General features: G+C 64.5%; 20 protein-coding genes. 16 read left to right on the forward strand and 4 right to left on the reverse strand.

Annotated elements, in window-relative coordinates; all coding sequences use genetic code 11:
- Nucleotides 1-210 precede the first annotated feature (210 nt).
- Nucleotides 211-1,569, forward strand: a complete 1,359-nt coding sequence (gene nhaA, locus D8767_RS16445) for a Na+/H+ antiporter NhaA (protein ID WP_016714247.1) — start codon at nucleotides 211-213, stop codon at nucleotides 1,567-1,569.
- A 116-nt stretch (nucleotides 1,570-1,685) separates the two neighbouring features.
- Here nhaA and D8767_RS16450 read toward each other — a convergent pair whose 3' ends face one another.
- Nucleotides 1,686-2,636 carry a GlxA family transcriptional regulator gene (locus D8767_RS16450; protein WP_019096431.1) on the reverse strand — a complete coding sequence of 317 codons (951 nt, stop codon included), beginning with the start codon at nucleotides 2,634-2,636 and terminating at the stop codon, nucleotides 1,686-1,688.
- A 106-nt stretch (nucleotides 2,637-2,742) separates the two neighbouring features.
- Between D8767_RS16450 and D8767_RS16455 the strand changes: the two genes are divergently transcribed.
- Entirely contained in the window at nucleotides 2,743-3,537 is a 795-nt protein-coding gene (locus tag D8767_RS16455; protein ID WP_016714249.1) for an SDR family oxidoreductase, read from the forward strand.
- A 135-nt stretch (nucleotides 3,538-3,672) separates the two neighbouring features.
- Entirely contained in the window at nucleotides 3,673-4,680 is a 1,008-nt protein-coding gene (locus D8767_RS16460; protein ID WP_016714250.1) for a zinc-binding alcohol dehydrogenase family protein, read from the forward strand.
- 42 nt (nucleotides 4,681-4,722) lie between these two features.
- On the opposite strand, the gene D8767_RS16465 is transcribed toward D8767_RS16460, so the two are convergent.
- The gene (locus tag D8767_RS16465; protein ID WP_016714251.1) at nucleotides 4,723-5,283 is read right to left on the reverse strand and encodes a hydrolase; all 561 of its coding nucleotides are present in this window, start codon (nucleotides 5,281-5,283) and stop codon (nucleotides 4,723-4,725) included.
- Between the two features lie 468 nt (nucleotides 5,284-5,751).
- Between D8767_RS16465 and D8767_RS16470 the strand changes: the two genes are divergently transcribed.
- A complete protein-coding gene (locus D8767_RS16470; protein WP_016714252.1) occupies nucleotides 5,752-8,229 on the forward strand; it encodes a TonB-dependent siderophore receptor in 2,478 nt (825 codons plus the stop codon).
- Between the two features lie 72 nt (nucleotides 8,230-8,301).
- On the opposite strand, the gene D8767_RS16475 is transcribed toward D8767_RS16470, so the two are convergent.
- Together D8767_RS16475 and D8767_RS16480 are read right to left on the reverse strand one after the other, a co-directional pair.
- Entirely contained in the window at nucleotides 8,302-9,258 is a 957-nt protein-coding gene (locus D8767_RS16475) for an aliphatic sulfonate ABC transporter substrate-binding protein (RefSeq protein ID WP_016714253.1), read from the reverse strand.
- Nucleotides 9,259-9,274: 16 nt separating this feature from the next.
- Complete coding sequence (locus tag D8767_RS16480) at nucleotides 9,275-10,240, reverse strand: ABC transporter substrate-binding protein (RefSeq protein ID WP_016714254.1); 966 nt, start codon at nucleotides 10,238-10,240, stop codon at nucleotides 9,275-9,277.
- Between the two features lie 357 nt (nucleotides 10,241-10,597).
- Between D8767_RS16480 and D8767_RS16485 the strand changes: the two genes are divergently transcribed.
- The 12 genes from D8767_RS16485 (at nucleotide 10,598) to D8767_RS16540 (ending at nucleotide 24,965) form a co-directional block, all read left to right on the forward strand.
- Nucleotides 10,598-11,488: a LysR family transcriptional regulator gene (locus D8767_RS16485; protein ID WP_016714255.1), complete on the forward strand. Its 891-nt coding sequence runs from the start codon at nucleotides 10,598-10,600 to the stop codon at nucleotides 11,486-11,488.
- A 212-nt stretch (nucleotides 11,489-11,700) separates the two neighbouring features.
- A complete protein-coding gene (locus D8767_RS16490) occupies nucleotides 11,701-12,834 on the forward strand; it encodes an acyl-CoA dehydrogenase family protein (RefSeq protein WP_016714256.1) in 1,134 nt (377 codons plus the stop codon).
- Complete coding sequence (locus D8767_RS16495; protein WP_016714257.1) at nucleotides 12,831-13,775, forward strand: D-isomer specific 2-hydroxyacid dehydrogenase family protein; 945 nt, start codon at nucleotides 12,831-12,833, stop codon at nucleotides 13,773-13,775. The genes D8767_RS16490 and D8767_RS16495 overlap by 4 nt, the downstream gene beginning before the upstream one ends.
- A 17-nt stretch (nucleotides 13,776-13,792) precedes the next feature.
- A complete protein-coding gene (locus D8767_RS16500; RefSeq protein WP_016714258.1) occupies nucleotides 13,793-14,590 on the forward strand; it encodes a class II aldolase/adducin family protein in 798 nt (265 codons plus the stop codon).
- Nucleotides 14,591-14,683: 93 nt separating this feature from the next.
- On the forward strand, nucleotides 14,684-16,303 hold the full coding sequence (locus D8767_RS16505; protein ID WP_063977575.1) for an ABC transporter substrate-binding protein: 1,620 nt from the start codon (nucleotides 14,684-14,686) through the stop codon (nucleotides 16,301-16,303).
- Nucleotides 16,300-17,250: an ABC transporter permease gene (locus D8767_RS16510; protein WP_016714260.1), complete on the forward strand. Its 951-nt coding sequence runs from the start codon at nucleotides 16,300-16,302 to the stop codon at nucleotides 17,248-17,250. Before D8767_RS16505 ends, D8767_RS16510 begins: the two co-directional genes overlap by 4 nt.
- A gap of 1 nt (nucleotide 17,251) precedes the next feature.
- Nucleotides 17,252-18,148 carry an ABC transporter permease gene (locus tag D8767_RS16515; RefSeq protein WP_016714261.1) on the forward strand — a complete coding sequence of 299 codons (897 nt, stop codon included), beginning with the start codon at nucleotides 17,252-17,254 and terminating at the stop codon, nucleotides 18,146-18,148.
- Nucleotides 18,145-19,764: an ABC transporter ATP-binding protein gene (locus tag D8767_RS16520; RefSeq protein WP_016714262.1), complete on the forward strand. Its 1,620-nt coding sequence runs from the start codon at nucleotides 18,145-18,147 to the stop codon at nucleotides 19,762-19,764. The genes D8767_RS16515 and D8767_RS16520 overlap by 4 nt, the downstream gene beginning before the upstream one ends.
- Nucleotides 19,765-20,037: 273 nt before the next feature.
- On the forward strand, nucleotides 20,038-21,372 hold the full coding sequence (locus D8767_RS16525) for an LLM class flavin-dependent oxidoreductase (RefSeq protein WP_122048342.1): 1,335 nt from the start codon (nucleotides 20,038-20,040) through the stop codon (nucleotides 21,370-21,372).
- A 62-nt stretch (nucleotides 21,373-21,434) separates the two neighbouring features.
- Nucleotides 21,435-22,529, forward strand: a complete 1,095-nt coding sequence (locus D8767_RS16530) for an LLM class flavin-dependent oxidoreductase (protein ID WP_016714264.1) — start codon at nucleotides 21,435-21,437, stop codon at nucleotides 22,527-22,529.
- 359 nt (nucleotides 22,530-22,888) lie between these two features.
- Nucleotides 22,889-24,451, forward strand: a complete 1,563-nt coding sequence (locus tag D8767_RS16535; protein WP_016714265.1) for an NAD(P)/FAD-dependent oxidoreductase — start codon at nucleotides 22,889-22,891, stop codon at nucleotides 24,449-24,451.
- A 19-nt stretch (nucleotides 24,452-24,470) separates the two neighbouring features.
- Nucleotides 24,471-24,965 carry a RidA family protein gene (locus tag D8767_RS16540; RefSeq protein ID WP_026020330.1) on the forward strand — a complete coding sequence of 165 codons (495 nt, stop codon included), beginning with the start codon at nucleotides 24,471-24,473 and terminating at the stop codon, nucleotides 24,963-24,965.
- Nucleotides 24,966-24,975: the final 10 nt, after the last annotated feature.

Below are 24,975 nucleotides of genomic sequence, written 5' to 3' on the forward strand. Positions count from 1 at the left end.
GTTAGCGCGGGGCTGAGTGACAGTTGTTCTTCCGCCGTCTTCCACAACGCACGCCACTTGCTCCTGAGCTGCGGAAAAGGAGCGTCACAATCTATCACCGCAAAACCGCGTTTTGGATGATAGACTCCCCCCGGGTGCTAGCTGCATGAGGCAGCGACGCAGGTTAAAGAACAGCGCAGGTCGGGCCGCCTTGCGGGGTTGCTTGTGCCTATGCAAAAAATTCGAATTCCCCTCGCCCAACAACTGGCCCGTCGCGCGTTCGACACGCTTGAACGCTACCTGCATGTCGAGGCCGTGAGTGGTGTCGTACTGCTCATAGCCGCCCTGGCTGCACTCGCCTGGGCAAACTCTTCCCTCGCGGATAGCTACGATACGCTCTGGCACACATCGCTAACGTTCGGTGTGGGGTCGATGGTCTTCTCGCAATCCCTGCACTTCTGGATCAATGACGGCCTCATGACCATCTTCTTCCTGGTGGTCGGCATGGAGATCCGTCGAGAAATTCACGAAGGCGCGCTGGCGAGCCTGCGCCAGGCCACCTTGCCCATGGCGGCAGCCGTTGGCGGCGTGGTTGTACCCGCCCTGATTTACCTAGCGTTCGCGCATGCCCCGCAAGAACAGAACGGCTGGGCTGTCCCCACGGCCACCGACATCGCCTTCGCGGTTGGCGTGCTCGCCTTGCTCGGTAAATCGATCCCGTCCAACGTGCGTATCTTCTTGCTGGCACTTGCGATCATCGACGACATCATCGCGGTGCTGATCATTGCCATTTTCTATTCCGGGGGCCTGGACTACACCGGCTTTGGCGTTGCCATCATTGGCATCCTGCTGGTTGTCGGGTTGCAGAAGATCGGCGTTGGTTCGGCCTATGCGTACGTTATTCCGGGCGCCATTACCTGGCTCGGCGTGCTGATGACCGGCGCCCACCCCACACTGGCGGGTGTGGTGCTTGGGCTCATGACACCCGTGCGCTCAGCCCCCATGGGTGAGCGCCCTGTGGACACCGTCAAGCGGTTCTCCAACGATTTGCTCGGCAGTGCAAAAGCGCCAGAGCAAGACAGCAGCAGCCTGATCGACCCGCTGAAACGCCTGCGGCTTGCCCAGCGTGACCTGGTACCGCCTGTGGTGCGGGTACAGAGTGCACTGCACCCCTGGGTCGCCTTCGTGATAATGCCCCTGTTCGCGCTGGCCAATGCCGGGGTCGGGCTGTCTGGGGTCGACCTGTCCTCCGAAGGGCCATACCACGTCATGCTCGCTGTCACCCTGGCACTTGTCCTGGGCAAACCCCTGGGCATCGTCGGCATCAGCTGGCTGATGGTTCGCCTGGGTTGGTGTGCACTGCCCAAGGGTGTCACCTGGCGTGGCATTACCTTGATCGGCTTGCTGGCAGGCATCGGTTTCACCATGTCGATCTTTATCGCCAACCTCGCCTTTGTTGACCCAGGTTCACTGGGTGCAGCCAAGCTCGGCATCCTTACCGGCTCGCTCATTGCAGCAACAGTCGGGCTGTTGTGGGGGGCCATAAGCATGAGAAAGGCCGCTAACGCCAAGCCTTTGAACGCCGGTTAGCCTGCCAGTCACCTCCTGCGGGTGCGCCGAGTCCTGGCGGCCCGCAAGTGAGGCACGCACCTATTTTTATCTTGCGGCATCAGGGTGTTAACACCCCGCCACCCTAGCGCCCACTATCAAATGGACACTAACCTCCTGGCATCCCTGCGCACAGCCTGTGGAGGCACACCAAACCCACGCATGAACACTTCTCGCAGGTGCCGGCGGTCCCTGAACCCGGTCTCCCTGGCTACAACATCCAGGCTATGCCGGCTCTGCTCTATCATCAAACGGGCTGCCTCCAGCCGCAGGCGCTCAACGGCCTTGGCGGGTGACTCACCGGTCTCAGCGGTGAATACACGGGTGAATTGCCTCGGGCTCAGGTGCACCACATCGGCAAGTTCCTCCACACTTAGCGGGCGGCTGAGGTGTTTGCGGGCGTAATCCAGCGCGCTCTGGATACGGTCCGACTTGGGCGAAAGCGATAACAGTTCGGAATGCTGGGATTGCCCACCAGAGCGGCGTTGGTGCATGACCATCTTGTGCGCCACCGACCTTGCCAGCTCGGTGCCCAGGTCTTTTTCGACCATGCCCAGCGCCATGTCCAGGGCGGCGGTCATGCCGGCGGACGTCCATACCGGCCCATCGACAATGAAAATCCGGTCTTCCTCGACGTCGATCTTCGGGTGCAACTCGCGCAGCTTGTTTGCATAAGCCCAGTGGGTGGTGGCGCGCCGGCCATCCAGCACACCGGCCTGCGCCAGCATGAAGCAGCCGGTACAAAGGCCTGCGGTGCGGCGCGCACCGTCGACGAATCCACGCACGCTGGCGAGTACCTCTTCACTGGGGGGCGTGAGCGGGGTCAGCGTACCGGCGACCATCCAGGTGTCGGCCAGGCCCGGTGCGCTCAATGGCAACGTGTCGATATGCATCCCCAGGGAAGAACGCACCGTGCCACCCCCGATGGAAAAATTCTCGATCCTGTAAACCGCTTCGCCCGCCACGATATTGGCGAATTCGAATACGGTTTGTGTTGCCAGGGACATGACCTGGAAGCCTTCGGGTATCAGGTAGCCAACCCGGTGCATGATTGAAGCCCTCTTTGCGATGTCCTGAAAACGTATCATATACGTCATTTAAGTCACAAAATACATTTTGCATGATGGCTCCACACCCAAACACAGGAGCATCACCATGACGCAGCAATTCAAAGGCACCGCGCTCATCACCGGCGCCTCCACCGGCATCGGCTCGATCTACGCAGACCATCTGGCCCGACGTGGCTATGACCTGGTGCTGGTAGCACGCAACCGCGAACGCCTTAACGCACTGGCCGCCCGGCTAACCAGCGAAACCCGCCAGAACGTGGAAGTGTTCCCGGCCGACCTGGCCAACGCAGCCGACCTCGCCAAGGTCGAACGCAAACTGCGCGAAGACGCCAGCATCAGCCTGCTGGTGAACAACGCGGGTATCGGTACCCATACCGGCCTGCTGGAAAGTGACGTCGAGCGCATGGCCGAAATGATCAGCCTCAACGTGACCGCCCTCACCCGCCTCACCTACGCGGCTGTGCCTGGCTTCGTGGCGCGCAAACAAGGCGCGGTCATCAACATTTCGTCCATCGTCAGCCTGGCACCGGAACTGCTTAACGGCGTCTACGGCGGCAGCAAGGCCTATGTCACCGCGTTCACCCAGGCGCTTGACAAGGAACTGGCCGGCAAAGGCGTCCAGGTCCAGGCTGTCCTGCCCGGGGCCACGGCGACTGACCTCTGGCAGACAGGTGGGTTGCCGCTCGAAAACCTCGACCCTGCCATCGTGATGTCGGCCGAGGACCTGGTGGACGGCGCCCTGCAGGACTTCGACAAGGGTGTGCTGATCTCCCTGCCTTCGGTACACGACCTGCAAGCGTTCGAGCATTACGAAGCCAGCCGCCAGGCCTTGTTCGGCCAACTGTCCAGCAACCAGCTCGCGCCCCGCTACAGGGCCTAGTGATCAAGATGAAACCAAGCCGCACCGTTCATTTTCATTGAAAACGAGAAAGTCTTACTGCATTCAGGCTGTTTTTTGAGCAAATCGAATCGCATAGCCTGAATGCACTTTTCGACCACCCTGGAGGTAGCGCCAATGAAGGCCGTCGTTTACACCCAACCCGGTTTGCCGATCCACGCCCCACAATCGCTGTACGACGCGGAACTGCCCACCCCCAAACCCGGTGCCCGGGACCTGCTTGTCGAAGTCAGGGCCATTGCCGTCAACCCGGTTGATACTAAAATCCGTGCAAGCCGCGGCGGTGACCAGCCGCAGGTGCTGGGCTGGGACGCTGTCGGCGTTGTCCGCGAGGTCGGGCCTGAGGTCACATTGTTCCGTCCGGGCGATGAAGTTTTCTACGCCGGCGCCATTGACCGCCCGGGTAGCTACAGCGAGCTGCATGTGGTGGATGAACGCATCGTCGGGCACAAGCCTCGCAGCCTGGACAATGCCAGTGCCGCCGCCCTGCCCCTCACTTCCATTACCGCCTGGGAGCTGCTGTTCGACCGCCTGGGCGTTGAAGAAAACGGTGGCGAAGGCCAGCGCCTTCTGGTGGTCGGTGCCGGTGGCGGGGTTGGCTCCATCCTGGTCCAGCTTGCCAGCAAACTCACTCGGCTGACCGTCATCGGCACAGCGTCAAGGCCCGAAACCCAGGCGTGGGTAAAGGCACTGGGCGCCCATCATGTGATCGATCACACCGAGTCGCTCCCGCTTCAGCTGGAGGCGCTCAAGCTGGGCCCGGTCGATTACGTGATCAGCCTTACCCACACCGACACCTACCTGCCGCAACTGGTAGAAGTGCTTCGCCCACAAGGCAAGCTTGCGTTGATCGACGACCCGGCGCAGCTGGATGTCATGCCGCTCAAGCGCAAGTCACTGTCGCTGCACTGGGAGCTCATGTTCACGCGTTCTTTGTACAAGACCGAAGACATGATCAAGCAGCACCAACTGCTCGATCGCGTTGCGCAACTGGTCGACAGTGGTGTGCTCAAAACCACCCTCGGCGAGCACTACGGTACGATCAACGCCGAGCACCTCAAGCGCGCCCACGCCATGATCGAAAGTGGAAAAGCGCGCGGCAAGATTGTGCTGGAAGGCTTCTGATTGCCGCCAGCACAACGACCCAGGCTACCCTGCATGGGTCAGCTAAGGCTGCTCGCCCGCCAGGAAGGCTTTGCTGATTTCACGGAACTGTTCGTGGCTTGCACTGCGCAGTAGTTCGAACACGACCATTTCGCGGGTGACGACCTGAACGCCAGCCGCCGCCATGCGCTGAAGCGCCGCGAGGTGGTTTTCCGCTGTGCGGCTCGACGTTGCGTCAGCGACCACGAACACCTGCTTGCCGGCGGCCAGCAGGTCGAGTGCGGTCTGCAGCACGCACACATGGCATTCGATGCCACAGAGAATGACCTGCTCACGCTGCATCATCGCCTGCGGCAGGCATTCGGCGGGTACGCACGAAAAATGCAGTTTCTCCACCACCGGCGCCGAAGCGCAGGCTTCCCTCAGCCGTGCCAGGGTCGGGCCGAGGCCCTTGGGATACTGCTCGGAAAACACCACCGGCAAGGCCAGCCGCGCGCAGGCAGCCACCAGCCACTCGACCCGTGCGGTGAGGCGCTCGGCCTCATGCATGGCACCTATCAGCTTTTCCTGCACATCGACAACCAGCAACGTCGCCTGGCTTGCATCAATCAGAACACCACTCATAACGCACCTTTCCATTTGTTGTTGTCTGTCCCCATCCATGCGCCGTCAACGTAGCCGGGTTACATTCATATCGATGCAGCCCTGAATCGTGCGGGTCAAGGAAGGCTAGCCATCCAGAAGTTTAAAATTCTAATTTTGCATATTTCAAACAACGATAAATCAGTATTAGTAATAATTAGCTTATAACGAAAAAGCCTTTTACAGAGGAAAAATATAAGAATACGGTCTTACACGGCCACCTCATCACGCTGGGGCGCTAAAGCGAGCGGCGCAGCGATCTGCCCCCCTACACCCGTGATGAGGGACCAACGCTGCATGCCAACACCCCCACGCTCAGGCCAACCCACCCACCATACAACACGTCCCACTGTATCGGGACTAAGCATCCTGTACCCGCACCAAGGGCCAGTGCTGGCTTAACAAAACGCGGCCCCTGATTGCCGCTTGCCAACACAAGGAAAGCTCAACATGAACCAACGCCCGCCCTTTCCACTGCGATCAGGGCTGACAGCACTCGTCGCATGCCTGGCGCTGCCGCAACTCTCAGTGCAGGCAGCCGAGCAGGAGGAGACTCGGCTCGACACCGTCTCGGTAATTTCCACTGGCCTGCGTGGGCAACAACGTACGGTCGCCGACAGCCCAGCGCCCATCGACATCATCAACAGCGAGCAACTGCTCAAGACCGGTCGGGCGGAACTGTCGGAAGCCATATCGAAATTGCTGCCATCGTTCAACTTCGGCACCAACATCGCCGGGGTCAACTCGCAAGTACGCCCGCTCAGCAATCGCGGCCTTGGGCCGGCCTACACGCTGGTACTGGTCAACGGCAAACGTCGGCATAACGGCGCTGCCCCCGCCAATGGCAGCATCGATACCAGTGGCGCCAACGCTGTCGACATCGACATGATCCCGATCAGTGCCGTCGACCATATCGAGGTGCTCAAGGACAGCGCTGCAGCCCAATACGGCTCGGACGCAGTAGCCGGGGTCATCAATATCATCCTCAAGAGCAGTGCTTCTGGTGGTCATGCCGAGGCCAGCTACGGTCAATTGTTCTCGGGCCAGGGTGAAACCATCAAGAGCGCTGCCGATCATGGTTTCGAGCTGGGTGACGGGGGCTTCCTGCACCTGTCTGCAGATGCCCGCAAACGCGGTACCGCTACGTGGGTTGGGAAGTCACCGGACAGCGTCCGTGCGTTTTTCGAGGATGATCGCCAAGCCGCCTGGGATCATGTGAGCACCAAGAACGGCGACCCGGATCTGAAAGCATTCAATCTGGCCTACAATGCCGAGCTGCCATTGGCCGACGACCTCAAGCTCTACTCCTATGCCACCTATGGCGAGCGCAAGACCGAAGCGAACAACCAGTTGCGCGCGGCCAACGGCGGGGCATCGATCCCGGAGCTGTTTCCGGATGGCTACTACCCCTTGAACAACCTCAAGGACACCGACTATCAGATCCTGTTCGGGGGTAAAGGCAACGCGGCCGAGTGGGACTGGGACCTGTCCACCAGCTATGGCCGGAACAAGATCGAGCATGCCAGCGACCTGACTGCCAACCCGACCTATGGCCCCCAGTCCCCGACCAAGTGGGATGACCTGGCGACCTTGCAGTTCGAACAGTGGGTCAACAACCTGGATATCACGCGCCACTTCGATGGGCTTTTCGGTGTGTCCGTCCCCACCCAAGTGTCCGTTGGACTGGAGCACCGCTGGGAGCGCTTCAGGACATTTGCCGGGAATGACCCACGCGCCTACAGCGTCGGCCCCTACACCTTCCCGGTGGGCAGTCAGCTGTATGTCGCCAATGGTTCCCAACCTTCAACGGGCGCCCAAGGCGTGCTGGCCATCCGCCCGCAAGACGAGGCCGATCTGAAACGCAACAACTTTGCAGCCTACCTGGATCTTGGCTTCGATCTCACCCAACGTTGGTACATCGGCCTCGCCGGGCGCGCCGAACATTATGATGACATCAAGGAAAACACCTACAGCTTCAAGCTGAACTCCCGCTACGCGCTTACTGACCAGGTTGCCGTCCGCGGTACCCTGGGTTCCGGCTTCCGAGCGCCCTCTCTGACCCAGCTCGGCTACACCGTAACGGACAACCGTACGGCGGCTGATGCCAATGGCAACGCAGTACCCGCCCTGCGTTACACCGCAACGCCGGACAGCCAGGTAGCTCAAGCCTTGGGCGCAGCGGATCTGAAACCAGAGAAATCGCGTAACGCAGGGCTTGGTATCACCTGGCAGCCAGCTGCGCGTACCAGCTTCACCGCCGACGCCTATGTGATCGACATCGACGACCGCATCCTGCTCAGTGAAAACCTGTATGACCGCAGCAACGGCAACGGCGCGATCGGCGACATCCTCGAATCCGTCGGCGTGGCACGCAATACCTGGGTCAGTTACTACACCAACGCCTTCGATACCCGTACGCGTGGCATCGACCTGGTAGCCGATCACAGCAGCCAGTTCGGCGCCTGGGGCGATGTGCGCTGGAGCGCGGCCTTCAACTACAACAAGACGACCGTCGAAGGCAGCCGCGGTACGCCGGCCGCACTGCAGAATGCGGGCATCAGTGTCGTTGGTCACGCCGCAGAGGGTTTGCTGGTGGCGGCCACCCCGCGCAGCAAATGGATACTGGGCGCGAACTGGACACTTGGAAACTTCGCCGCCAACCTGCAAACCACCCGCTACGGCAAGGTCGAGACCTGGCAACAGAATGCGGCCAATGACCGTTCATTTGGCGCCAAGTGGATCACCGACCTCGACCTGTCCTACGTGTTTTTCGACAGCCTGACGCTCAGCATCGGCGGCACCAACCTGTTCAACGTGCGCCCCGACAACAACGGCATTACCCAGGCTGCCTACAAGTACAACTACGGATCCCCCCCTTTCCATCCTGGCGGCGGATTCTGGTACAGCAAAATCGCCTACGACTTCTGACCACAGGCGCAGGCTGCCCAACAATTCCACGCACAGTCTTCAGTTCGGTGACGCTTGACCTAAGAACAATGGCTAGTCCTGTGCCGGCTCATAAAGGCTCACCGAGCTGGCATCCACCGCCTTTGGCAGCAGCCCCTCGCGATAGAACGCATCGGCGATACGCTGCTGCTCAGCCAGGTTGTCCAGCTTTACCGGCTGCACGTCATAACTGCGCCGCGCGTTGGCCTGCTGCACCGTGGCGCTGTCCAGGTTGCCCCACAATGGGCCGAGAATACGCGCAGCCTCCGCCGGATTGGCCTTGGTCCAGGCACCTGCCTCGCGCAGAGCCAGGTACACCTGCTGCAGCACCTCGGGATGGGTCTTGGCATAGTCGCTCCCGGCCAGGTAGTACCGCTGGTAGCTGGCCAGCTCGCTGCCATCGGCCAGGATACGCGCGTTCTGCTGGCGCTGGGCACTGGCCACGTACGGGTCCCAGGTCACCCAGGCATCGACCTTGTGGTTCTCGAAGGCGGCTCGGCCGTCGGCGGGAATCAGGTAGGCCGGGGTGATGTCCTTGAAGGTCAGCCCGGCCTTGGCCAGGGCCTGGATCAGCAGGTAGTGGCTGCCTGCGGCCTTGGTCACCGCAACGCGCTTGCCCTTGAGGCCGGCCAGGGTCTTGAGCGGTGAGTCTGCCGGCACCAGGATCGCCTGGGCCGTGGGTGAAGGGGTTTCCCGGGCAAAGTAGGTAAGCTTGGCGCCGGCGGCCTGGGTGAACACCGGCACGGTATCTGCGACGTCCGCCGACAGGTCGACATTACCCAGGTTCAGTGCCTCCAGCAGCGGCAGGCCGCTGGGGAATTCGTGCCAGCTAATGCGGATGCCCTCGGCTTGCAGGCGTTGTTCGAGGGTGCCGCGGGCCTTGAGCAGGGTCAGCAGGGTCGAGGATTTCTGGTAGCCGATGCGCAGGGTCTGCTCGGCACTGGCAAAGCTCGGCAGCAAGGCGCTGGCCAGCAGCACCAGGGCCACACGGCGCAGGGGTTTGAAGGTCATGGGGCGGGTCTCCGAGTCAGGGTTGTGCGGCCAGCTTGGCGTTGGTCGGCACGGTAAAGCCGGTGGCGAAGGTCGGCGCCACATCAAGGCGTTGGTTCATCAGGCCGTGGGCCTGGTAGAAGTCGGCGGTTTCCTGTTGTTCGGCCACGGTGCGTGGGTCAATCACCTGCCAGCGCAACTGGCGTCGCTCGAATTGCAGGCGCGCGGCGTCCTCGGGGAAGCCGATGATCGCGGCCAGGTTCTTGGCGTAGGTGTCCAGGTGCTGGTTGGCCCACACCTGGGCGCCGGCCAGACGGTTGAGGTAGTCCTGCAGCGCAGCGCGTCGGGCAGGTTCGTCCAGGGCCTTGTCGGTGGCGGCGAGGAAGCTGTTGCCGCTGGACAGGCCGCGGCCGTTCACCAGTACCCTGCCCTGCCCGCTCAGTTCGGCCAGCGCGGTGTAGGGCTCCCAGGTCGACCAGGCGTCCACCGAACCGTTGGCCAGGGCGATCTTGGCGTCCACCGGGCCAAGAAAGCGAAACTCCACGTCCTTTTCGCTCAAGCCGACCTGATCCAGCGCCTTGAGCGCCAGGTGATGCCCGATCGAACCGCGACCGGTGGCGATGCGCTTGCCCTTGAGGTCGGCGGCGCTGTGCAGTTGAGCGTCCGGGCGCACCAGCAGCGCGGTTCCATAGGGGTCGGATTTGTCCACCGCGATGGCCTTGACCGGCGCCCCCGAGGCCAGCACGAACAACAGCGGCGCATCGCCGATGATGCCGGCGTCGATGGCGCCGGCATTGAGCGCCTCGGCCAGCGGTGCGGCGGCGGGAAACTCAGCCCAGTGAATGTCATAGGGCAAATCGCGCAGGGCGTCGGCGGCCTCCAGTTGGGCGCGCATATTGCCTTTCTGGTCGCCGATACGCAGGGTCAGGCGCTCGCTGGCGGCAGCCTGGCTGGCCAGCAGCGCAGCGGCGGCAAGGGTCAGCAACTTCGAACGAATGGACATGGCGCTCCTCGGTGTCGTGGCGGGCGGCGTCTTGCGGCCCGGGAGCTGCGACTGTAGCGAGAAGTGCTTAATTACAAAAAGTGATTTTAGGAATAACCTAATATGCAAATTTACAGAAAACCTGTAGAAGCGGCTTTAGCCGCGAACACCGGCGTAGCCGGTGCCATACACCGCGTTGTCTGCTTCGCGGCTAAAACCGCTCCCCAAGGGTACGCGGCGCGCTGGCGAAATCAGTTCTCTGCGCGATAGCGCAGCCCAGCGGGGCTGGGTGCTCTCCTGCAAGAATATATGGCATTACATAGAACCAGGATTATGCTAATACCTTATTTTTTCCGTTCTCTTGCGTGAGCACCGAACATGAAAATCGATGACATGGACGCCTTCGTGGCGGTCATTCGTTGCCAATCGACCAACCTCGCCGCCGAGGCCCTGCAACTCACCCAACCGGCCATCACCCGCCGGGTGCAGAACTTCGAGGAAGACCTCGGCGCGACCCTGCTCGACCGCAACACCAAGCCGCTCAAGCCAACCCCCATGGGCCTGCGGGTGTACGAGCAGTGCAAGGCGATCCTGCGCGAGATCGATTCACTGCGCGAGTTGGTGGCCAACGACGGCGCCCCCTCCGGCACCCTGCGCCTGGGCGTGCCGCAAACCCTGGGCGATGTGGTGCTGCTCGACGCCCTGGCGCAGATCCGCGAGGCCTATCCGCAACTGCGCACCCAGGTCAGCAGCGGCTGGGGCAGCAGCCTGATCGCGCGCATGGAAAACGGCGAGCTGGACGCCGCCGCCGCGCTGTTCCCGCCGGGCAAGATCTTCCCCGAGGGCATCGCCAGCCAGTCTATCGCGCGCATGCCGCTCAAGGTGGTGGCTGCCAAGGGCAGCGCCGGCAAACGCAACTACAAGTTGCGCGACTGCTACACCCGTGGCTGGGTGCTCAACCCCGATGGCTGCGGTTTCCGCGCAGGCTTGCAGCGAGCGCTGAGCGAACAGGGACTGAGCCTGTCGATCAACCTGGAGACCTTCGGCACCGAGCTGCAACTGGGGCTGGTGGCCAACGGACAAGGCCTGGGGTTGGTGCCCGAGCCCTTGCTGATGGCCAGCCGGCACCGCGATACCCTGGAGGTCCTGAATGTGAGCGACTTCAAGCCGCAGGTGGATCTGTGGCTGTTCCATCCGCGCTATCTGGGGAACTTGCAGGAGCCGGTGGAGCTGTTTGGTGAGGTGGCGGGACATCGGTTGTTAGGGTGAAAGCGTGACGCCTTGCCCCGCGATAGCGGTACAACGCTGACATCGCCATCGCGGGGAAGCCCGCCACGCCCCTCTAAATGCAAATTACGCATAATTAGTAAAAATATAAATTCCATAAACTGATAATTAGCATAGAACAAAAAAGACTTTTACAGAGCTCATTCATACGAATACGGTCTTAGTCACACACCGTCATTCAGGGATGAACCCCCATGAGTCACCCTTCCGACAGCGCCCTGGCCGAACTCACCGAGGCCCTAGCGGCCAACGCCGAGCGCTACGATCGCAGCGCGCAGTTTCCCAAAGACAACTTCGACCTGCTCCAGCGCCACGGCCTGCTGGGCCTCACCGTGCCCCGCGCCCTCGGCGGCGGCGGCGCGGACCTGGCCACCGCGCGCCGGGTGATCGGCGCGGTCGGCAAGGGTGACCCGGCCACCGCGCTGATCCTGGTGATGCAGTACCTGCAACACTTTCGCCTGCAGGACGACACCCGCTGGCCCGCCCACCTGCGCCAGCGCGTGGCCGACGACGCCGTGCGCCACGGAGCCCTGATCAATGCCCTGCGTGTCGAGCCCGAGCTGGGTACCCCGGCCCGTGGCGGGCTGCCGGCCACCGTGGCAAGGCGCACCGCCGAAGGCTGGCGCCTGAGCGGGCGCAAGATCTACTCCACCGGCAGCCATGGCCTGAGCTGGTACCTGGTGTGGGGCCGCAGCGATGACAGCGACCCGCTGGTCGGTGGTTTTCTGGTCCACCGCGATACCCCCGGCATCCGCATCATCGACGACTGGGACCACCTGGGCATGCGCGCCACGTGCAGCCACGAAGTGCGTTTCGACGACGTCCTGATCCCCCTCGACCACGCCGTCAGTGTCAGTCCCGCCAGCGCACCGCGCGCCGAACTTGATGGCGAGGGGCTGCTGTGGATGGCCGTGCTGCTGCCGGCGGTGTACGACGGCGTGGCCCGCGCCGCGCGGGACTGGCTGGCGCGCTTTCTCAACGAGCGCACGCCGTCCAACCTCGGCGCGCCACTGGCCAGCCTACCGCGCTTCCAGGACGTGCTCGGGCGCATCGACACCCTGCTGTTCGCCAATCAGAACCTGCTCGATTCGGCCGCTGCCGGGCACATCGCCCCAAGTCATGCCGGGCAGATCAAGCACCTGGTCAGCGCCAACGCCATCGAGGCCGTCGAGCTGGCCATCGAGGCCGCCGGCAACCCAGGGCTGTCGCGGCGCAACCCACTGGAGCGGCATTACCGCGACGTGCTGTGCAGCCGCATTCACACGCCCCAGGACGATGTGGTGTTCGGCCAGGTCGGCCGCAACGCGCTGACGGAGGTCGCAGCATGAGCCGTTCGATCATCGCCAGCCAGTTGGACACCCAGGCCAACCAAGTCTTGCGCGAGCGACTGGTGGACCATGAGGTAATCGATATCCCCTTCGGCCAGTTACACGTCGATGTGCCCGCCGATGTTTTCATCCTGCGCCCGGTGAACATCCGCGGACAGCGGGTCGACACCCCGCCGCCGGGCTGGCCGTGGAACCTGAAGTGGGTACAACTGGTGTCCTCAGGCATCGACTTCTACCCCGACTGGGTGTTCCAGGGCCCGCCGGTCACCAGCGGCAAGGGCGCCAACGCCGAGCACGTGGCCGAGTTCGCCCTGGCCCTGGTGTTCGCCGCCGCCAAGCAACTGCCGGAGCTGTGGGTCAAGGACGCCGACTGGCGCCTGACCCCACTGGCCCCGGTACGTGGCCGCACCCTGGGCATTCTCGGCTTTGGCAGCATCGGCCAGAGCCTGGCGCGCAAGGCGCAGGCCCTCGGCCTGCGAGTGCTGGCCCTGAGCCGCCCCGGCCAACCCATCGCCGAGATTCCCGGCGTGGAGCGTGCCGCCGATCTGCGTGAGCTGTTCGCTGGCAGCGACCACCTGGTGCTGGCCGCCCCGCTGACCCCCGCCACCCGCGGGCTGATCGACCGCCAGGTGCTGGCCCATGCCCGCCCCGGGTTGCACCTGATCAACATCGCCCGGGGCGGCTTGCTCGATCAGGAGGCGCTGCTCGACGCGCTGGACAGCGGCCTGATCGCCCGCGCCAGTCTCGATGTCACCGAGCCCGAGCCGCTGCCGGCGGGCCATGCGCTGTACCACCACCCACGGGTGTTCCTGTCACCCCACACCTCGGCTATTTCCGAGGACGGTTACCCGGCCTTCCTCGACGCCTTCATCGCCAACTTCCACCGCTACCGCGAGCAGGCGCCCCTGGCCAACCTGGTCGATACCGCGCGCGGCTACTGACCACCGGAGAACACACCATGACTTCACTGTCTGCCGTCACCAGCAATACCGCCCAGAGCGTTCGCCAACGGGTCAGCGCCGAGGAATGGGAAGTACGCGTCAAGCTGGCCGCCGCCTACCGCCTGGCCGCGCTGTTTCGCTGGACTGACCATATCTACACGCACTTCTCGGCCCGCGTACCGGGGCCGGAGGAGCATTTTCTGATCAACGCCTTCGGCTTGCTGTTCGATGAAATCACCGCCTCCAACCTGGTCAAGGTGGATGTCGACGGCACGATCATCGACGACCCGCTGGGGCTGGGCATCAACCAGGCCGGCTACGTGATCCACAGCGCCATCCACCGTGCCCGCCCCGACCTCAAGGCGGTACTGCACACCCACACCCGCGACGGCGCGGCGGTGTCGGCCCAGCGCGATGGCCTGCTGCCGATCTCCCAGCACGCCCTGGCCTACTACAGCCGCGTGGTGTACCACGACTACGAAGGCGTGGCGCTGGACCTGGACGAGCAAGAGCGGTTGGTGGCCAACCTGGGCGCGAGCAACATCCTGATTCTGCGCAACCACGGGCTGCTCACGGGCGGTGTCAGCGTGGAGCATGCCTTCCGCGAGCTGCACGGGCTGGAGCGGGCGTGCAATATCCAGGTGGCGGCCCAGGCTGGGGGCAGTGATCAGCTGCTGCATGCGGCGCCGGCGGCGATTGCCAAGGTGCATGAGCAGTCCAAGCGGTTTTCCGACGGCCAGGGTGAGGGGATCCAGCGGCATTGGGATGCGCTGATTCGCCAGCTGGATCGGGAGGGGCGGGACTATCAGGACTGACTGAAGGCATCTGCTGCCAGTACCGGCCCTTTCGCGGGCAAGCCCGCGAAAGGGCCGGTACTGGCGAACTCCATCTTGATCAAGGATCACCCCATGCCCTCACTGCACCGCCTTTTCGCCATCAGTTCCCTGGCCCTGATCTTGTCCGGCTGCTCCCCCGCCGACAACACCGCCGCCAGCAAGACCCTCAACATCGCCTTCTGGGGCGACAACACCACCCTGGTCAGCGTCGACCCGTTCCAGGTCTACTGGCTGGAACACCGCGTGCTGCTGCGCAACGTCGCCGAGTCGCTCACCGACCAGGACCCGGACACCGGACGCATCATCCCGTGGCTGGCCAAAAGCTGGGAGATCGGCAGCGATGCACTGAGCTACACCTTCCACCTGCGCCAGGACGTCACGTTCAGCAACGGCGAGCGCTTCGACGCACACGCCGTGAAGACAGCCTTCGACAGCAACAAGGCCTTCGCCACGCAACTCCCCGCCACCTTCGGCGCCACCTACCTGGCCGGTTACGATCACGCCGAAGTGATTGACGACTTCACCGTGCGCCTGGTGCTGTCCAAGCCCAATGCAGGCTTCCTGCAAGCCACCTCGACCACCAACCTGGCGATCCTCGCCCCGGCCTCGTACAAGCTGACCGCCCAGGAGCGCTCGCTGGGCAAGATCATCGGCACCGGCCCGTTCGTGCTCGAACACTACACGCCGGAAGTCGGCGCCAAGCTGGTCAAACGCGCGGACTACGCCTGGGCTTCGGCCAACGTGCGCAACCAGGGCGCTGCCCACCTGGACACCGTCGAGGTCAGCTACATCCCCGAAGAAAGCGTGCGCAACGGCCTGTTCCTGCAAGGCAAAGCCGACATCCTGTGGCCGCGCAACCCGTTCTCGGAGGTCGACCTCAAGCTGTTCCAGTCCAAGGGCGCGACCATCCAGAGCCGGTCGCTGCCGGGGCCTGCGCTCAACCTCTACCCCAATACCCGCAACAACCGCCTGCTGGGCGACCGCCAGGTGCGTCTTGCCCTGCAGAAAGCCATCGACCGCACCAGCTACGCGCACACCGTGTACAACGCCGAGTTCCCGGTGGTCAGCGGGGTGTACGACGTGACCACGCCGTACTTCAAGGCCCAGGCCGACAAGCTGGCCTACGACCCCAAGGGCGCCGAGCAACTGCTCGAAGCCGCCGGCTGGCACAAGGGCGAGGACGGCTACCGGCAGAAGAACGGCCAGCGCCTGACCCTGCGCTACAACCTCACCCCCGCCGAAAGCGCAGGCGATGTGCTGGTGCAGGACCAACTGCGCAAAGTAGGCATCGACCTCAAGCTCAATGTGCTGACCCGCGCCGAGTGGGTGGCCGGCAACACTTCCGGCAACTACGACCTGACGTCCACCTACATGACCCGCGCCGACCCGATCATCCTGCAGACCATCCTCGACCCGCGCGCCGCCAACAGCGCAACGCTGGCCACCAACAGCTACGAGCCGCACACCCTGCCCAAGGTCCAGGCGCTGTTCGAAAGCGGCATCACCGCCACCGCCGACCCGCAGCGTGCCGCCGCCTACGGCCAGTTGCAGGACCTGCTGGTGGACGAGGCGGCAGCCTTCCCGCTGTACGAACGGGTCTGGCAGGCGGCCACCGCGCCACGGGTCAAGGACTTCCGCTGGACCGCCGAAGGCTTCGCCTTCCTCAGTGACATCCAGGTCGGCCAGCCATGAAGCGCTACCTGATCGGCCGCGTCGGCCAGGCGCTGCTGGTGCTGTGGGGTGCCTACACCATCAGCTATTTCATCCTCTACCTGCTGCCGGGCGACACCCTGGCAATCATGCTCAGCGCCTCCGGCATGGAAGCCGACGGCCTGTCGCCCCAAGACCTGGCCAAGGCCCGCGCCTACTACGGGTTGGACAAGGGTCTGTTCGAGCAGTATTTCGACCTGCTCTGGCGCGCCGTGCACGGCGACCTGGGCCAGTCACTTTCGCTGGGCCGGCCGGTCACCGCGCTGCTGGCCGAGCGCCTGCCGCAGACCCTGTCGCTGGCCGGCCTGGCGATCGTGCTGTCGTTGCTGGGTGGCGTGGGCCTTGCCTACCTGACCGCCTACCTGCAATGGCGCCCGCTCAAGACCGCGCTGACCCGCCTGCCGTCGCTGGGCTTTTCGGTGCCGGTGTTCTGGATGGGGCTGCTGCTGATCCAGGTGTTCGCCTTTGGTCTGGGCTGGTTCCCGGCCACCGGCAGCCAGGGCTTTGCCAGCCTGGTGCTGCCAGCCGTGACACTGGCCATTCCCAGCGCTGCGGTGTACGCCCAGGTGCTGCAACGAGGCTTCCAAGGCGTGTGGCAGGAGCCGTACATCGCCACCGCCTTCGCCAAGGGCCTGAGCCGGGCGCAGGTGCAGGCCCGGCATGGTTTGCGCAACGCGGCGCTGCCTCTGCTCACGCTGGTTGGCCTGCAGGTGGGCAACACGGTGTCCGGTGCGGTGCTGGTGGAGACCATCTTCTCGCGCAACGGCGTCGGCCGCCTGGCCCAGGAAGCCGTGCTACGCCAGGACATTCCGGTGGTGCTGGCCATCGTCGCGGTGTCGGCGGCGGCCTTCGTGGTGGTGAACCTGATTGTCGATCTGCTGTACCCGTACCTCGACCCACGCATCACCCATACCGCCAAGGTGAGCTGATATGACTTCCGATACTCGCCTCTATCATCCAGTCCCCTCAACGGCTGCACAGCAATGGCAACGCCGCACGCGCTGGCAACGCCTGCACGAGGCCGTGGCCCCGCTGCTGCGCCGCCCCGGTTTCAGCCTGGCCTTGCTGGTAGTGCTGTTCGCTCTGCTGAGCGCGCTGGCTCCACAACTGCTGACCAGCTTCGACCCCTACGCCACCTCCCCCGCCGACAAACTCAGCGCGCCGAACCTTGTGCACTGGTTCGGCACCGACGAGCTGGGCCGCGACCTGTACACCCGGGTGGTCTACGGCGCGCGCTTGAGCGTGCAGGCCGCGCTGCTGGCGGTGGCCATCGCCCTGGCCGGCGGCCTGGGCCTGGGCGTGCTGGCCGGCTTTGCCGGCGGGCGCGTGGACGCCGCGTTGATGCGCCTGATCGACGTGCTGCTGGCCCTGCCCGGTCTGTTGCTGGCCCTGGCGATCGTCACCGCCATCGGCTTTGGCACGGTGCCGGTAGCGATTGCCGTGGGCGTCGGCATCATCCCCGGCTTTGCCCGCACCACCCGCGCCGAGGTGCTGCGCATCAAGACCCTGCCCTATGTCGAGGCCGCGCGTTTGGGCGGCGCCAGCTGGGCGCGCACGCTCCTGCGCCATGTGCTGCCCAATGCCTGGGGGCCAGTGGCGGTGCTCGCCACCCTGGACTTCGGCGCGGCCATCCTCGCCACCGCGGGCCTGAGCTTTCTCGGCTTTGGCGCTGCGCCACCGGCGGCCGAATGGGGCACACTGATCGCCAATGGCCGCCACTTCCTCATCACCGCCCCGTGGGTGTCCCTGTTGCCGGGATTATTCGTGGTGGCCGTGGTGTTCAGCCTCAACCACCTGGCGCGCAGCGTCGAGGAGCATGCCCGATGAGCCAGCCTGCGTTGATCGAGGTCCGCGACCTCAGTGTCAGCTACCACTTCGCCGGGCAGCGTACCGAAGCCGTACGCCAACTGTCGTTCAGCCTGAACCAGGGCGAAACCCTGGCCATCGTCGGCGAGTCAGGCTCGGGCAAGTCGACCCTGGCCAACGCCCTGCTGGGCCTGCTGCCGGGCAACGCACGGATCGACCAGGGCCAGTTGCTGGTCGCCGGGGTCGATGTGGCCACGGCCAGCGAGCCGGCCCGCCGCCAGTTGCGCGGGCGTACCGTCGGCCTGGTACCGCAGGACCCGATGGTCAGCCTCAACCCCACCCTGCGCATTGGCCGGCAGATCGCCGAAGCCCTGCTGCTGGCCCGCGGCCGGCGTTATCCGGGGCTGGACACCGATGTGCTGGAGCTGCTGACCCAAGTGGGCCTGGACGACCCGGCCCTGCGCGCCCGCCAATACCCCCACGAGCTGTCCGGCGGCATGCGCCAGCGGGTGCTGATCGCCATCGCCCTGGCCGGCGATCCGCGCCTGATCATCGCAGACGAGCCCACCAGCGCGCTGGATGTGACCGTGCAACGGCGCATTCTCGACCACCTGCAACGGCTGGTGGCCGAGCGCGGCATCTCGCTGCTGATCATCACCCACGACCTGGGGATGGCCTGCGACCGCGCCGACCGCCTGCTGGTGATGAAGCACGGCGAGTTGGTGGAGCACGCCTCGCCGCGTCAGGTGCTGTGGGGCACGCCACAGCCCTACACCCGCGACCTGCTCGCCGCTGCGCCCGCCTTCGTGCCGCGCCAGCGGCCGAACACGGCCCTGGGAGAAACGCCGCTGCTGCGTCTGAGCAACGTCGGCAAGCGCTTTGCGCTGCCGGGCAAGGACGCCAACTTCACTGCCCTGCACGACCTGAGCCTGGAGGTCAAAGCAGGCCAAACCCTGGCCATCGTCGGTGAATCGGGCTCGGGCAAGAGCACCGCGCTGCGCATCGCCCTGGGGCTGGAGACGCCCAGCCAGGGCCGTGTTGAGTTTGCAGGCCAGGACGTTACCCACTACAGCTGGCGCCAGTTCAGGCCACTGCGCCGGCGTATCCAGCTGGTGCAGCAAAACCCCTTCGCCGCGCTCGATCCGCGCTTCACGGTGTTCGACAGCATCGTCGAGCCGCTGGTGGCGTTTGGTGTGCTCAAGGGCCAGGCCTTGGAGCGCAAGGCGCGTGAATTGATCGCCCGGGTGCAGTTGCCAGTGCACTTTCTCGACCGCCTGCCGCGGGAGTTGTCCGGTGGCCAACGCCAACGGGTGGCGATCGCCCGGGCCCTGGCGCTGGAGCCGCACGTGTTGCTGCTGGACGAGCCGGTGAGCGCGCTGGATGTGTCGGTGCAGGCGCAGATCCTCGCGCTGCTCGATGAGTTGCAGCGCGAGCTGGGGATCGCCTATGTGCTGGTGTCCCATGATCTGGCGGTGGTGGCCAGCATGGCCGATCAGGTGCTGGTACTGCGGCGCGGGCAGGTGGTGGAGCAAGGGCCGGCGCTGGAGGTGTTCAGCCGGCCGGCCAGTGCCTATACCCGGGAGTTGATTGCGGCGATCCCGGGGCATTCGCGCAGTGTGTTGCCGGTGGCGGTGTAAAGGCGGATCCCCTGATTTGCCCTGACGGCCCTGTCGCACGCTCCCACAAGGTTCACACCGGACACTATGGGAGCTGGCGAAGCCTGCGACAGGATCAGGCGGAAACAAAAAAACAATGCATATTGTTTAATTACTCAAATAATACTTATGCATAATTAGCTTAGAACCACAAAGCCTTTCACAACCCCCTCCCCTCCACGCTAACGTCCCCTTTACCAGTCCGACCCCACACCCGGCGGAGGCCTCCATCACCTGATTGCAGAAGGACTCCCCATGAGCAAGCGACAAATCAAACTCGGCGCGATGATCCACGGTGTCGGCCACGGCTGGGGCGAATGGCGACACCCCGAGGCGCTGGCCGATGCCAGTGTCAACTTCGGCTTCTACAAGCAGCAGGCGCAGCTGGCCGAGGCCGCCAAATTCGACTTCGCCTTCATCGCCGACAGCCTGCACATCCACGCCCGCTCCAGCCCCCACTACCTCAACCGCTTCGAGCCGTTGACCATTCTTTCGGCCCTGGCCGCAGTCACCTCGCACATCGGTCTGGTGGCCACGGTCACGGTCAGCTACACCGAGCCGTTCCAGGTCGCACGCCAGTTCGCCTCGCTGGACCTGATCAGCGGCGGACGCGCCGGCTGGAACGTTGTCACCTCGTGGTTATCAGGCACTGCCGACAACTTCGGTAAGGCCGAGCACCCGCCGCATGCCGTGCGCTACCGCATCGCCCGCGAGCACGTCGAGGTGGTCAAGGGCCTGTGGGATTCGTGGGAGGACGATGCCTTCACCCGCAACAAACACACCGGCGAGTTTTTCGCCCCGGACAAACTGCACACCCTCGGCCACCAGGGCGAGTTCTTCAAGGTCAAAGGCCCGCTGAACATCCAGCGCTCGCCCCAGGGCCAGCCGCTGATCTTCCAGGCCGGAGTGTCCGAGGACGGACGTAACTTCGCCGCCCAGAACGCCGATGCGATCTTCGTCAGCCCCGGGTCGTTCAGTGACGCCCGCGCCTACTACCAGGACCTCAAGCAGCGCGCTGCCAAGCATGGCCGCGACCCTGAGCAGCTGTTTATCCTGCCGGGCATCCGCCCCATCGTCGGGCGTGACGAGGAGGAAGTGCAACACCGCTACCAGCAGGCCGTGGAGCTGGTGAGCATCGAGGATGCCATCGTCGCCCTGGGCCGCCCGTTCAACGACTACGACTTCAGCCAGCACGCGCTGGACGCGCCCTTCCCCGACCTGGGCACCCTGGGCGACAACAGCCACAAAGGCACCGCCGACCAGCTCAAGCAGTTGGCCCGGGACGAGCAACTGACCCTGCGCGAACTGGCCCTGCGCTTCTCGCGCCCGCGCCGCGACTTCGTCGGTACCCCCGAGCAAGTGGCCAACGCCCTGCAGGACTGGTTCGAGCACGGCGCCGCCGACGGTTTCATCATCAACCAGCTGCTGCCCGATGGCCTGCAGTACTTCACCGAGCTGGTGGTACCGCTGTTGCAGGCGCGCGGGCTGGTACGCGGCGAGTACGCAGGCGACACCCTGCGCGCCAACTTCGGGCTGGATGTGCCGGCCAACCGCAATACCTTGCGCCGCGAACAAAGCGCAGTGGCTTGAGACCGCCAGGGCTGCTTTGCGGCCCCAGCCCGCCCATACCCCCAGAAAAGGAATTTTGCTCCATGACTCTCGAATTCGTCGGCCTCATCGGCCCCCAGGAAGGCAGCGAATCCCAGGCCCCGCGCGGCCCGCTGGTAGACCTGGAATTCATCAAGGCGTTCTCCCAGGCCCAGGAATACGGCGGTTTCGACAAGGCGCTGCTGGCAGTCAACACCAGCGCGCCGGACTCGATGATCCTGGCCAGCTACGTGGCCGCGCTGACCGAGCGCATCGGCCTGCTGGTGGCCCACCGCCCAGGCTTCCAGGCACCGACCTTCGCCGCCCGCCAGTTCGCCACCCTCGACCAGCTCAGCCGTGGCCGCGCCTCGATCAACGTCATCACCGGCGGCGACAGCGGCGACCTGCAGCGCGATGGCGACTTTCTCGACAAGGACGCCCGCTACGCACGCACCGACGAGTACCTGGAGGTGCTGCGCAACACCTGGACCCGCACCGAGCCCTTCGACCACCAGGGTGAACATTACCGGGTGGAAGACAACCTGACCCTGGTCAAACCGGTGGGCAAGCTGCCGATCTACTTCTCCGGCGCCTCCGACGCCGCCGTGGAGGTCGCCGCCAAGCACGCCGACGTGTACATGATGTGGGGCGAGCCGCTGGAGCAGGTGCGCGAGCGGATTGCCAAGGTCCGCAAGGCCGCCGCCCGCTACGGGCGCGAGAAGCACATCCGCTTCAGCCTGTCGCTGCGCCCGATCCTCGGCGCCACCGAGGACGAAGCCTGGGCCCGCGCCGAGCGCATTCTGGCCGACGCCAAGCAGCGTATCGGCATCCGCCAGGGCAACCGCCGCGAGAAGAACTTCGGCAAGAGCAACGTGGGTTCCGAACGGCTGGTGCAGCTGGCCGGCAAGGTGCACGACACCCGGCTGTGGACCGAGATCGCCGCGCTCGGCGGCGGTGCGGGCAACTCCACCTCGCTGGTGGGCACGCCGGACCAGGTGGCCGAGGCTGCGCACGCGTATTACGAGCTGGGGGTGAGTACCTTCTTGTTCCGGGGGTTCGATCAGTTGCGCGATGCGGTGGAGTATGGGCAGGCGTTGATTCCGCGGATCAAGGCGCTGGTTGCGCTGCGGGAAGGTGAGCGTAGCGCGCGTACGGCTTAGATCTTCATAACGGCAACGGCCCCTTCGCGGGGCAAACCCGCTTCCACGAAAGCACGACCGTTGTGCATCGTGGGAGCGGGTTTGCCCCGCGAAGGGGCCTTTTCATGTTGCCGCCAAATGAATGAACAATACATCACAAAATACAAATCACGCATTTAGTAAAACAAACATAATCATGAAATTACATAATTAACTTAGAACAAAAAAGCCTTTCCCAACCCACGCAAAGATCATTAAGTTCTGTAAACCGACCCCGACCTGGCGGAGGCAAATGGATTCGTGCCAACCGTCGTCGGGCCTCGCCTGCGTCCGCCTGCCCTGTTGCGCACATCCGAACCCAACTTCTCGGAGACCGCGACATGGGATTGTCCCGTAGAGATCTGATCGCCCGCCTCGCCGCCATCGGCGGCTATTCGGCGGCACTGGGCGCGCTGGGGCAGAACGCCCTGGCCGCCACCTTCGAACCCCTGCAACTGGCCGCCAACGGTGGCAACGGCAAGCGCGTGCTGATTGTCGGCGCCGGTATTTCCGGACTGGTGTCGGCCTACGAGCTGCGCAAGGCAGGCTTCAATGTGACCGTGCTGGAGGCCCGCGAGCGGGTCGGCGGCCGGGTCTGGACCCTGCGCCAGGGCGACCGTATCGAACACAACGACGGCACCACGCAGCGCGTGGAGTTCGACCAGGGCCAGTTCTTCAACGCCGGCGCCGCGCGCCTGCCCAGCCATCACCTGACCATCCTGGGTTACTGCCGCGAACTGGGCGTAGAGTTGCAGGTGCTGGTCAACAGCAGCCGCAACGCCCTGGCCCAACCCGACCTTGCCCGTCCACCGCTGCTGCTGCGCCAGGCGGTCAACGACACCCGTGGGCATTTCAGCGAACTGCTGGCGCGCAGCGTCAGCCGCAACAGCCTGGATGCCGAACTCAGCAGTGGCCAGCGCAAGGCGCTGCTGGACTTCCTCAAGGTCTACGGTGACCTCGACAGCCAACAGCAGTACCGCGGCTCGGTGCGCGCCGGCTACACTCGCTTCGCCGGCGCCGGCGACCAGACGCCGATCCAGCGCCAACCCGTGCCGCTCGATCAGTTGCTGGACAGCAACCTGCTACTGCCGCTGGTGTTCGACGAGATCCCCGAGTTTTCCTCGACCATGTTCCAGCCAGTGGGCGGCATGGACCAGATCCCCAAGGCCTTCTACCGCCAGGTCCAGGACAGCGTACGCCTGGGCGCCGAGGTGCTCGGGGTCGAAACCGGCGACACCGGCGCCAAGGTAGTGTGGCGTGATCGCAAGAGCGGCCAGCAGCACGTCGAACAGGCCGACTACGCCATCGTCACCCTGCCCTTGCCGCTGCTGGCCAAGTTGCCGAACAACTTCGACGCGCCGTTCAAGCAAGCCATCGCCAGCGCCGAAGGCGACAAGGCCAACAAGGTCGCCTGGCAGTCGCCGCGGTTCTGGGAAACGGATTTTCAGATCTACGGCGGCCTCAGCTACATCAACCACGAGGCGCGCACCCTGTGGTACCCCAGTGATCGTCTCAACAGCGCCCAAGGCGTGCTGGTGGCCACCTACAACACCGGTGGCGTGGCCCAGCAGTTCGCCGCCAAGCCATTGGCCGCGCAGATTGCCTCGTCGCGCCAGGCGGTGGAATCGCTGCACCCCGGTCACAGCCAGAAACTCGGCCGGCCGGTGGTGGTGAACTGGTCGAAGATCCCCTTCAGCGAGGCGCCGTGGATCGTCCACGACGAAGTCGCCCAGCCCGGCTACGACCGGCTCAACCAGCCCCAGGGCCGCACCTGGCTGGCCAGTGACGCCCTGGCCCATGGCGGGGTGGGCATCTGGCAGAACAGCGCCGCCGAATCCGCCCGCCGCGTGGTCAGCCTGATCGCCCGACACGCCAGCCAGACCACCCGCGGCGCTGCCGCCTGACCCTGCAGGAATTCTACCCATGCCTCGTCTTCTTCTACTTGCCGGAGTGCTCATGTCCCTGACCCTCAACGCCCACGCCGACGGCATCAAGCGCGTCGCGCCACCTGGCTCGAACTTCCCCATCTCGCAACTGGTCACGGTGCCGGCCGGCAGTCAGCTGACCTTCATCAGCGGCACCCTGCCGGATGTAGCAGACCCCAAGGCGCCCAAGGGCAGCGTCGCGGCCTTGGGTAATACCGAAACACAGGCCCGGTCGGTGCTGAAGAAACTGCGCGCAGCCTTGCAGAGCCAAGGCCTGGACCTGGGCGACATCGTCCAGTTGCGGGTGTTCCTGGTGGGCGATCCGGCCAATGGCGGCAACCTCGATTTCGCCGGACTGCAAGCGGCCTACACCGAGTTCTTCGCCACCGCCGATCAACCCCGCACCCCGACCCGCACCGCCTTGCAGGTGGTGGCCCTGCCGTTGCCGGGCGCGCTGGTGGAAATCGACGCGATCGCGGCCAAGGCGCCCTGAGCGCGCCACC

This window comes from Pseudomonas sp. LTGT-11-2Z (assembly GCF_003691445.1).
GTDB classification, from domain to species: domain Bacteria; phylum Pseudomonadota; class Gammaproteobacteria; order Pseudomonadales; family Pseudomonadaceae; genus Aquipseudomonas; species Aquipseudomonas monteilii.

Excerpts from the sequence above, each read along its gene's own strand:
- D8767_RS16465 (WP_016714251.1), bottom strand. The coding sequence starts at position 5,283 with ATGAGTGGTGTTCTGATTGATGCAAGCCAGGCGACGTTGCTGGTTGTC.
- D8767_RS16495 (WP_016714257.1), top strand. The coding sequence starts at position 12,831 with ATGAGCCGTTCGATCATCGCCAGCCAGTTGGACACCCAGGCCAACCAA.
- D8767_RS16500 (WP_016714258.1), top strand. The coding sequence starts at position 13,793 with ATGACTTCACTGTCTGCCGTCACCAGCAATACCGCCCAGAGCGTTCGC.
- D8767_RS16505 (WP_063977575.1), top strand. The coding sequence starts at position 14,684 with ATGCCCTCACTGCACCGCCTTTTCGCCATCAGTTCCCTGGCCCTGATC.
- D8767_RS16525 (WP_122048342.1), top strand. The coding sequence starts at position 20,038 with ATGAGCAAGCGACAAATCAAACTCGGCGCGATGATCCACGGTGTCGGC.
- D8767_RS16520 (WP_016714262.1), top strand. The coding sequence starts at position 18,145 with ATGAGCCAGCCTGCGTTGATCGAGGTCCGCGACCTCAGTGTCAGCTAC.
- D8767_RS16475 (WP_016714253.1), bottom strand. The coding sequence starts at position 9,258 with ATGACCTTCAAACCCCTGCGCCGTGTGGCCCTGGTGCTGCTGGCCAGC.
- D8767_RS16455 (WP_016714249.1), top strand. The coding sequence starts at position 2,743 with ATGACGCAGCAATTCAAAGGCACCGCGCTCATCACCGGCGCCTCCACC.
- D8767_RS16450 (WP_019096431.1), bottom strand. The coding sequence starts at position 2,636 with ATGCACCGGGTTGGCTACCTGATACCCGAAGGCTTCCAGGTCATGTCC.
- D8767_RS16515 (WP_016714261.1), top strand. The coding sequence starts at position 17,252 with ATGACTTCCGATACTCGCCTCTATCATCCAGTCCCCTCAACGGCTGCA.
- D8767_RS16490 (WP_016714256.1), top strand. The coding sequence starts at position 11,701 with ATGAGTCACCCTTCCGACAGCGCCCTGGCCGAACTCACCGAGGCCCTA.
- D8767_RS16530 (WP_016714264.1), top strand. The coding sequence starts at position 21,435 with ATGACTCTCGAATTCGTCGGCCTCATCGGCCCCCAGGAAGGCAGCGAA.
- D8767_RS16535 (WP_016714265.1), top strand. The coding sequence starts at position 22,889 with ATGGGATTGTCCCGTAGAGATCTGATCGCCCGCCTCGCCGCCATCGGC.
- D8767_RS16485 (WP_016714255.1), top strand. The coding sequence starts at position 10,598 with ATGAAAATCGATGACATGGACGCCTTCGTGGCGGTCATTCGTTGCCAA.
- D8767_RS16460 (WP_016714250.1), top strand. The coding sequence starts at position 3,673 with ATGAAGGCCGTCGTTTACACCCAACCCGGTTTGCCGATCCACGCCCCA.
- D8767_RS16510 (WP_016714260.1), top strand. The coding sequence starts at position 16,300 with ATGAAGCGCTACCTGATCGGCCGCGTCGGCCAGGCGCTGCTGGTGCTG.
- nhaA (WP_016714247.1), top strand. The coding sequence starts at position 211 with ATGCAAAAAATTCGAATTCCCCTCGCCCAACAACTGGCCCGTCGCGCG.
- D8767_RS16480 (WP_016714254.1), bottom strand. The coding sequence starts at position 10,240 with ATGTCCATTCGTTCGAAGTTGCTGACCCTTGCCGCCGCTGCGCTGCTG.
- D8767_RS16540 (WP_026020330.1), top strand. The coding sequence starts at position 24,471 with ATGCCTCGTCTTCTTCTACTTGCCGGAGTGCTCATGTCCCTGACCCTC.
- D8767_RS16470 (WP_016714252.1), top strand. The coding sequence starts at position 5,752 with ATGAACCAACGCCCGCCCTTTCCACTGCGATCAGGGCTGACAGCACTC.